Genomic DNA, 8,499 nt, shown 5'->3' with positions numbered 1-8,499 from the left:
GAAGATTGCGAAGCGTTTCGAGGGCGTCAAAGAGGAGCAATATCCGGCGGTCATTCACAGCCACACGCTCAATAAAACGAACCATTTTACCTCCTTCCCGGAGCATATCCATTTCGTTACGCACCTGCGCGAAGATTTGGATGTCATCGAGTCGTTCTCCCAATCGATCCGCGAGGCGGGCGGGTGGGTTCATGAGCAGCCACTGGCGCTGGATAATAACATGGTGAAGCCGAATTTCATGATGAATCCATCAACTTGCTACCACTGCTACGAAGGGCTTGAGAATGAAACGCTCGAAGGCGAAGGCATCGTTGTGACAGCCATTGCGAAATGCCACCGCTTCGAATCCAAAAACCATTCCGATTTCGGACGTCTGCTCGATTTCTCGATGCGCGAAATTATTTTCGTCGGCAAGCCGGACTTCGTAAAGGAAAACCGTCTGAAATCGATCGAGTATCTGAAAGAGCTTGCTGTGGAATGGAACGTGGACAGCATGCTGGAGATCGCGAACGATCCGTTCTTTACGAACGATTTCCAAGTGAAAGCGTCCTTCCAACGCAACCAAGAGATGAAATACGAGCTGCGTCTGACGATTCCGCATGTGAAGAAGTCGATTGCCTGCTCCTCCGTCAACTTCCACAGCAACACGTTCGGCAACGCATTTAATATCAAAATGGGCAAACGCAACGCCGTCACCGGCTGCGTCGGCTTCGGCATCGAGCGCTGGGCATTCGCGTTCCTGGCCCAATACGGCTTGGATGAGCAAGCTTGGCCCGCCTCCTTCCGCGAGCAGTACCACGCTTGGCAGGAGAAGGCACTGTAGCCCTTAACCCATAACACTAGCCCACTATCCGGTTTCAGAGCTGCCTGCAGTTCGTACCGGCGAGTGGGCTTGCTCCTTGTTTTGCCCTATAGTTCCGGCCTTTGCTCAGCCTATTCGCCCTAGTCGTGATAAGCGTGTTGCACCGTGGCCATCCAAGCTTTTCCGTGCTCTATCTGTGCTATACCTTTTTCACCCGTACTTTACGCAATTTTGCCCCCTGCCCCACCACTACTACGATAATGAGTGATTCTATGAAAGCAGCCGCTTATTTGAAAAAAAACAGCTTCATCCTCGGGCTCCTGCTCGCCGTCGTGGTGTCAAACCTGCTCATCACCCGGTGGGATCCGATGGAGACGTCCCGGCGTTTTTACAAAAACGATTTTACCAAAACGCTCTACCATCACGACTGGTCGCGCTCCGGCCCCGTGTTCTTCGGCAATTCGTCCGTGACGGGCGCTTATATCGAAGAGAAGTCTACCCATCCGCTCGTCGAAATGGGGCTCTCCTACGGCAAACTGACGGATCTGAAGGGCATTCTGCAGGACAAGCTCTATGATGTCCAACAGGAGCTGGTCATCGGGATTGATGTCCATACGATGCTCGACCCACTGGAAACCGACCCGACCTACCAGTGGTTCAAACCGTGGTATCAGCCGTACGTGTATACGTACCGCGATTATTTCCGCGATTCCGGCGAGGAGTTCGCCAAGAATCTGTTGAAGGGCAGCCTCGACTACCAGCCGCGCTGGATCGATAAGGAGCTGTACCCCGGACGCAAGGACGATGCGTACTTGAAGTCCAAGTGGGACGACTACGACAAACGGTTCGGCGCGATGGCCTTGAAAGATTTTAAGCAAAATCTGGACGCTCTGGACTGGGTGCTGACCTACGCGAACGATCATAGGCTGGCGCTGCGCGTGATCTGGATGCCGTGGAACAAAGGCTATGCGGATCCGCCTTATGTGGCGTCTCTGAAGCAAGATGTGAACGGTCGCTTGCAGGCCGCCGGGGTGCCCGTGCTGGATCTCATGCACACGTATGACCCCCCCTATTTCCATGATCTCGTCCACTTGAATCGTGAAGATGGCGCACCGATTTTTACGAAGGAGGTTGACACGTGGTTAAATTCCTTAGGAAAACCGCCGAAATCCTGATCTACCTCGTGATGCTGTATCTCGTGCTCATATATTTTACCGGCAAAGGTTTGTTCATCTACGAAAAGTTCTAGGGCGTGTCTGAATGCTCCGAAGGTGGGTGTTCAGACACGTCCCAGCATTCCAAGCCAGCGAGGAGTTCTCCTATGTTTTATATGCACATGAACGCCATCATCGCGATGATCGGCATGGTCGCCGTGCTGATGCTCACCCGCAGATGGGCGAACAATAAGCGCATTCTGATGCTGATTTTCAGCTTGTGCTTTCTGCTGCTGTTCAGCCAGAAGCTGTTTGTTTTCTATGCCGTGTACACGGTCATCAATTATCTCGGCTTCATCTATTTGTGCCGCACCTCCGTCTGGCGGAAAACGGCCTTTATTTTCGGCATCGCCGCGAATGTCGTCGGTGTGTTTCTCGGCGTCCGCTTCTTCGTGATGGGGATTTTCCACAATCCGATGTTCGACGCGGTCATTTATCTTGGTCTCATCTATAACGTGTTAAAAGTCATTGATGCCTACTACTTCGCCTATTTCTTCGGAAAAGACGGCGAGGTGCCGGCGCTGGATTACGCCAACTATGTGCTGTTCATCCCGACCTTCACGTCCGGGCCGATCTTGAAATTCCGCGACTTTATGGCAGATACGAAAAAGCCGTACACCGTGGATGCCAAGCTGTTCGAGGATAGCGTGAAGCGCGTGATCCTGGGCTTGTTTAAAAAAATCGTCCTCGTCACCTGGATGACCTCTGTGTTCGATCACGTGTTGAAGGGCGAGCTGTACACGCTGCAGTCCGTCTTCCTGCTTATCTGGTTTTACGCGATCATCTACTTCGACTTCTCGGGCTATTCGGATATGGCAATCGGCTTCGGCCGATTGATGGGTTACACGATGCCCGAAAACTTCAAAAAGCCATTCCTCTCCCCGTCCATGACGCAGTTTTGGCGGAACTGGCACGCGACGCTGGGGGACTTTTTCCGGGATCACATCTTTATGTTCTTCTCACGCAAAGCGCCGTCCCGCGGTCTCGCCTCAGCCCTCTCCATCCTCATCATGGTGCTGATCGGCCTTTGGCACGGCTTCACGTGGCTGTACTTCTTCTATGGACTGTACCACGGCCTCATCCTGGCGATTGAGAACTGGTTCAAGATCACGACCGTCCAACGCAAAAAAGTATCCAAAACGTACTTCTATTTCCGTTGTTTCGTGACGCAGGCGCTGGTGACGATTTCCGTTATTATTTACAGTTCCAATTACGAAACGGTGCTTCGCATCTATCGCGGCTTGTTTCATTTTACGGCGGGATAGTGGTATAATTTGATCTGATTGTTTGTTACCAATAATGGAGGTGTACGTCATGAAATTAGGCGTTTTTATGGTTTTATTCGGCGGTAAATCTTTCGAAGAAGCCCTCGATTATATCGCGGCCAAAGGCCTTGATGCGGTTGAAATCGGGACAGGCGGCTACCCGGGTACAGCGCACTGCAACCCAGCTGAGCTGCTGGCGGACGCTGGCAAGCTAAAAGCGTTTAAGCAAGCGGTTGAATCCCGCGGCCTCACGATCTCCGCACTGAGCGCGCACGGCAACCCGCTTCACCCGCAAAAAGCGGTCGCTAAAGAGTTCCACGACGCGATCATCCAAACGATTGAGCTTGCAGAGCGCCTGGAAGTTCCGGTTGTGAACACGTTCTCCGGCTGCCCTGGCGACCACGAAGATGCGAAATATCCGAACTGGCCGGTTGCTCCTTGGCCGAACGATTTCCAAGAAATCCTCGACTGGCAATGGGCGAATAAAGTCATTCCTTACTGGAAAGAAACAGGCAAATTCGCAGCCGATCGCAATATCAAAATCGGTCTCGAGCTGCACGGCGGTTTCTCCGTACATACACCTGCGACTCTTCTTCGCCTTCGCGAAGCGGTTGGCGAGGTCATTGGTGCCAACCTTGACCCAAGCCATATGTGGTGGCAAGGGATCGACCCTGTACAAGCTGTCCAAATCCTGGGCCGCGCAGGTGCGATTCATCACTTCCATGCCAAAGATACTTCGCATGACTACAATAATACGAACCGTTACGGCGTAACGGATATGCAATCTTACACGAACATGCTGGATCGTTCCTGGCAGTTCCGCTCCGTCGGCTTTGGCCACGACCTGAAAGTATGGGCGGACATCATTTCCGCGCTGCGTCTGGTCGGCTACGACTACGTCGTGAGTATCGAGCATGAAGACGGCTTGATGTCCGTTGACGAAGGTTTCTCCAAAGCGGTAGCGAACCTGCAACAGGTGCTCATCCGCGAGCCGCTGGGCGAGATGTGGTGGGTATAATCCCCTCGTCGCTGCAGCCGCAGAGGTAACGCAAAAAGCCCGCAGGCGTCAAGATCGGAAGATCTTGGACCTGCGGGCTTTTTGTTCGGACGGTATGTAAGGCAAAGCCGGTTCGCTTACCAACCTTTAATCATGATAACGTCCATGAATGCGAACACTAGGAAGGCAATTGTTCCCCAAGCTAGTGCGAACAGGTTTCTTTTAGGCGAAACCAGTTGTTTAATAACCCCGATTGCGATAATCAATGTGAAAATCAAGACATAAATGTCGAAGCCTGTGTACGTGCTCGTGGATGCAGCTGCTTCTGCTAATAACATGGTGAAACCTCCTTCTCGTAACTCGGTGCAAGGCACACGTCCTGCTATTTTAATTACTATGTTAGCCTGTCTGGACACTAGATGCAAGTGGTTCCCGGCATGTGTAACAAGTTTGTCACCTTTTTGCGGAGCCTGCTTCACAGTTAAGTATAAATTGTCCATCCCTGCGAAAATTTATTACAGATGTCGAGCCGCTTTACACCAGTAAAACAAAATAAAGCCCGCACGGCATCCAATTCGCCGCACAGGCTCAAATAACCTTCCGTTCCGGGCCTGATCCTCATCCTCATGTTGCCTGGAAATGACCCCTGTAAAAGCTGTCCGACCGACGTCCTCGCTTCAGCGAGCACTATTCAGGTGCCCTGCATGCAGCGTTAAACGCTCAACTGGCGTTCCTCCACCGACTCCTCCGGGAAGATATCGAACGCTTCATAACCAAGCTCTTTCTCCTGCCACTCCAAAAACCGCGCCGGGTCAATCCCTAAAGCAGATACAATCTCTTGCAATTCTAACGTCCGTTTCATTATGACAATGACCTCCAATACGTTGATAAATTGAATGGATGTATATGTGCAGTGTCGGTTATGTACGTGTTCATGGGCCAGACCGTATTTTTAAGCTACCTTCATTATAGGCCCAATTTGGTTATCAAGGATAGAGGGTTAAATTGTCGAAGACTGACCTATTCAATTAAGTCTTAGCAAACTATTAAATTGTAAGCGTTTCATACTATTTTATGAGCATTGTATGTGCGTGTGAACGGATCTTCTTACTGCATCCGGCTGCTGCCTGCATAAAGCATATGAAATTGGGGCTTCGGTAGTGAATTTGGGATATGCTGCAACATCCACATCCAAAATCCGACCGGCGATGCGACCATTCGGGTGCAAGGCCGCCCACATTCCGGCGCAAAAAAGCCCCCGATCCTTCATGACCGGGGGCCTGCTCTTCACTGGTGCTTACTTCGCCGCGCCAACCGAACCCTCCAACACCGCGAGCCGGGCCGCGTCGTCGTTGGAGCGTGCCCGATCCCGCTCGAGGATCGGCTTTAAATATTGGCCGGTGTACGATCCGGCCACTTTCACAACCTGCTCCGGCGTGCCGGTCGCCACGATCTGGCCGCCGCGGCTGCCGCCTTCCGGCCCCAGATCGAGCAGGTAGTCCGCCGTCTTAATGACATCGAGGTTATGCTCGATGACGAGGACTGTCTCACCGCTCTCGACGAGGCGGTGCAACACCTTCAGCAGACGATCGATATCATGGATATGGAGCCCCGTCGTGGGCTCATCCAGGATGTAGATCGTCTTGCCGGTGCTGCGGCGGTACAGCTCCGCCGCGAGCTTCACACGCTGGGCTTCGCCCCCGGACAGCGTCGTCGCCGGCTGGCCGAGCGTCATATAGCCCAGCCCTACGTCCAGCAGCGTCGTGAGCTTGCGATGGATGCGCGGCAAGTTTTTGAAAAACTCGCAGCCGTCCTCAATCGTCATCTCCAGCACTTCGCTGATGCTCTTGCCTTTATATTTCACTTCCAGCGTCTCGCGGTTGTAGCGCTTGCCTTTGCACACTTCGCAAGGCACGTACACGTCCGGCAGGAAGTGCATCTCGATCTTGATGATACCGTCGCCGCGGCAAGCTTCACAGCGGCCGCCCTTCACGTTAAACGAGAAGCGGCCTTTCTTGTAGCCTCTGACTTTGGCTTCGTTCGTATTCGCATATACATCACGGATGTCATCGAACACGCCTGTGTACGTCGCCGGATTGGAGCGCGGCGTGCGGCCAATCGGCGATTGGTCGATGTCAATGACCTTGTCCACATGCTCCAGCCCAAGGATCTCCTTGTACTCGCCCGGGCGCACTTTGGCGCCGTTCAGTTCGCGCGCGAGCGTTTTGAACAGAATCTCGTTGATGAGCGTACTTTTGCCCGAGCCTGATACACCGGTCACGCACGTAAATACCCCTAGCGGTATCTTGGCGGAGACATTGCGCAAGTTATTCTCCTTGGCGCCTTTCACTTCAATCCATTTATCCGACGGTTTGCGGCGCTGCGCCGGCACCGGAATGAACTTCTTCCCGCTCAGATACTGCCCGGTCAGCGAGTTGTCATCCGCCATCAGCTCGGTCGGCGTTCCCTGGGCGATCACTTGTCCGCCGTGGATGCCGGCACCAGGCCCGATGTCGATAATGTAATCCGCAGCCATCATCGTATCCTCGTCGTGCTCGACGACGATCAGCGTATTGCCGAGATTGCGCATGTGCTCCAATGTCTGGATCAGACGCGTGTTATCGCGTTGGTGCAAACCGATGCTCGGCTCGTCGAGGATGTAGAGTACGCCCATGAGGCTCGAGCCGATCTGTGTCGCCAGACGAATCCGCTGCGCCTCACCGCCGGACAGTGTCCCAGCCGAGCGGTGCATCGTCAAATAGTCGAGCCCCACGTTCACGAGGAAGCCGAGACGAGCTCGAATTTCTTTTAGAATCAGATTCGAAATCGTGAGCTCCTTCTCGTTCAAGTCGAGATTCCGGAACCACTCGTCCGCGTCCCCGATGGAGAGCGATGTCGCATAGGCGATGTTTTTACCGTTGATGGTAACGGCCAGTGTCTCCGGCTTCAGCCGCTGCCCTTTACATTTCGGGCATGGCTTTGTGCTCATGTACGTCTGGATATGCTCACGAATCCCATCGGAGAACGTCTCTTTGAATCGGCGCTCCAGGTTGCGAATAATGCCTTCGAACGGCACAAGCGCTTCCTTGGTCGCGCCCATTTCGTTCTCGTACCGGAAGCGGATCTTCTCCCCGCCTGTACCGTACAGAATAACTTTCATCTGCTCGGCGGTGAGCTCGGCTACCGGCTTATCGCGCGGGATCTTATAATGCTCACATACCGCTGCAAGAAATTGCGGGTAATAGTTGGACGTTGAACCCGCCCAAGCTTCAAACGCACCTTCTTCGATCGTCAGCTTCGTATCCGGTACTAGCAGCTCAGGATCGACGATCATTTGGCTGCCCAAGCCGTCACACTCCGGACATGCTCCGAACGGGCTGTTGAACGAAAACATTCTCGGCGCCAGCTCTTCCACGGAGAAGCCGCACTCCGGACACGCCAGGTTCTGGCTGAACAGGAGCTCTTCCTTCTCCATCACATCGACGATGACCCGGCCGTTCGCCAGCTTCAGTGCCGTCTCCAGCGAGTCGGCGAGACGGGTATGAACATCGTCCTTGAGCACGATCCGGTCGACGACGACGTCGATGGTATGCTTTTTATTTTTATCCAGCTCGATCTTATCGGATAGATCCATCGTTTCGCCGTTGATGCGTACCCGAATAAAGCCCTGCTTCTGCACATCAGCCAGCAGCTTCGTGTGTTCGCCCTTGCGGCCGGAAATCATTGGAGCCAAGATTTGAATACGCGTTCGTTCCGGATGCTCCATAATGCGATCGACCATTTGTTCCACGGTTTGCGACGTAATCTCAATGCCGTGTGTAGGGCAGTGCGGACGACCGATGCGGGCAAACAGCAGCCGCAAATAATCGTAAATCTCCGTAACCGTCCCGACGGTCGAACGGGGATTCCGGCTCGTCGTCTTCTGGTCGATCGAGATGGCCGGCGACAAGCCTTCGATGGAATCGACATCCGGCTTATCCATTTGACCAAGAAATTGGCGCGCGTAAGCCGATAGCGATTCGACGTACCGCCGCTGTCCTTCCGCATAAATCGTATCAAAGGCCAGCGATGATTTCCCCGATCCGCTCAGTCCCGTGAGTACGACGAACTTATCGCGCGGAATCGTGACATCAATATTTTTCAGATTGTGAGCTCGCGCTCCTTTAATGACGATCTGATCTCTAGACAAAACAACCCTTCCTCCCCTATTCGACCCTGAAA

7 protein-coding genes are annotated in these 8,499 nt (G+C 53.4%); 4 read left to right on the top strand and 3 right to left on the bottom strand.

All coding sequences use genetic code 11. The annotated features are described in order from the left end of the window. The 4 genes from EJQ19_RS20200 to EJQ19_RS20185 all read left to right on the top strand — a co-directional run. The coding region (locus EJQ19_RS20200) for a class-II aminoacyl-tRNA synthetase family protein (protein ID WP_126143042.1) at nt 1–823 on the top strand (823 nt) is incomplete at its 5' end. A 251-nt stretch (nt 824–1,074) separates the two neighbouring features. Next, on the top strand, nt 1,075–1,977 hold the full coding sequence (locus EJQ19_RS20195; RefSeq protein ID WP_126143041.1) for a hypothetical protein: 903 nt from the start codon (nt 1,075–1,077) through the stop codon (nt 1,975–1,977). Nucleotides 1,978–2,123: 146 nt separating this feature from the next. Then, a complete protein-coding gene (locus EJQ19_RS20190) occupies nt 2,124–3,281 on the top strand; it encodes an MBOAT family O-acyltransferase (protein WP_126143040.1) in 1,158 nt (385 codons plus the stop codon). Between the two features lie 49 nt (nt 3,282–3,330). Beyond that, complete coding sequence (locus EJQ19_RS20185) at nt 3,331–4,299, top strand: sugar phosphate isomerase/epimerase family protein (RefSeq protein WP_126143039.1); 969 nt, start codon at nt 3,331–3,333, stop codon at nt 4,297–4,299. A gap of 116 nt (nt 4,300–4,415) precedes the next feature. On the opposite strand, the gene EJQ19_RS20180 is transcribed toward EJQ19_RS20185, so the two are convergent. The 3 genes from EJQ19_RS20180 to uvrA all read right to left on the bottom strand — a co-directional run bounded on the left by EJQ19_RS20180 (nt 4,416) and on the right by uvrA (nt 8,467). After that, nucleotides 4,416–4,616, bottom strand: a complete 201-nt coding sequence (locus EJQ19_RS20180; protein ID WP_126143038.1) for a hypothetical protein — start codon at nt 4,614–4,616, stop codon at nt 4,416–4,418. Between the two features lie 374 nt (nt 4,617–4,990). Further along, nucleotides 4,991–5,140, bottom strand: a complete 150-nt coding sequence (locus tag EJQ19_RS31920; RefSeq protein ID WP_164716640.1) for a hypothetical protein — start codon at nt 5,138–5,140, stop codon at nt 4,991–4,993. 435 nt (nt 5,141–5,575) lie between these two features. Then, complete coding sequence (gene uvrA / locus EJQ19_RS20175) at nt 5,576–8,467, bottom strand: excinuclease ABC subunit UvrA (protein WP_126143037.1); 2,892 nt, start codon at nt 8,465–8,467, stop codon at nt 5,576–5,578. Nucleotides 8,468–8,499 lie beyond the last annotated feature (32 nt).

This window comes from Paenibacillus whitsoniae (assembly GCF_003955665.1).
Classification (GTDB): domain Bacteria; phylum Bacillota; class Bacilli; order Paenibacillales; family NBRC-103111; genus Paenibacillus_E; species Paenibacillus_E whitsoniae.
The sequence above is the reverse complement of the archived record's forward strand: the minus strand, read 5'-3'. Positions and strand labels throughout refer to the sequence as shown.

Coding starts and splice junctions, on each gene's coding strand:
- EJQ19_RS20190 (WP_126143040.1), top strand. CDS start 2,124: ATGTTTTATATGCACATGAACGCCATCATCGCGATGATCGGCATGGTC.
- EJQ19_RS20195 (WP_126143041.1), top strand. CDS start 1,075: ATGAAAGCAGCCGCTTATTTGAAAAAAAACAGCTTCATCCTCGGGCTC.
- EJQ19_RS31920 (WP_164716640.1), bottom strand. CDS start 5,140: ATGAAACGGACGTTAGAATTGCAAGAGATTGTATCTGCTTTAGGGATT.
- EJQ19_RS20185 (WP_126143039.1), top strand. CDS start 3,331: ATGAAATTAGGCGTTTTTATGGTTTTATTCGGCGGTAAATCTTTCGAA.
- EJQ19_RS20180 (WP_126143038.1), bottom strand. CDS start 4,616: ATGTTATTAGCAGAAGCAGCTGCATCCACGAGCACGTACACAGGCTTC.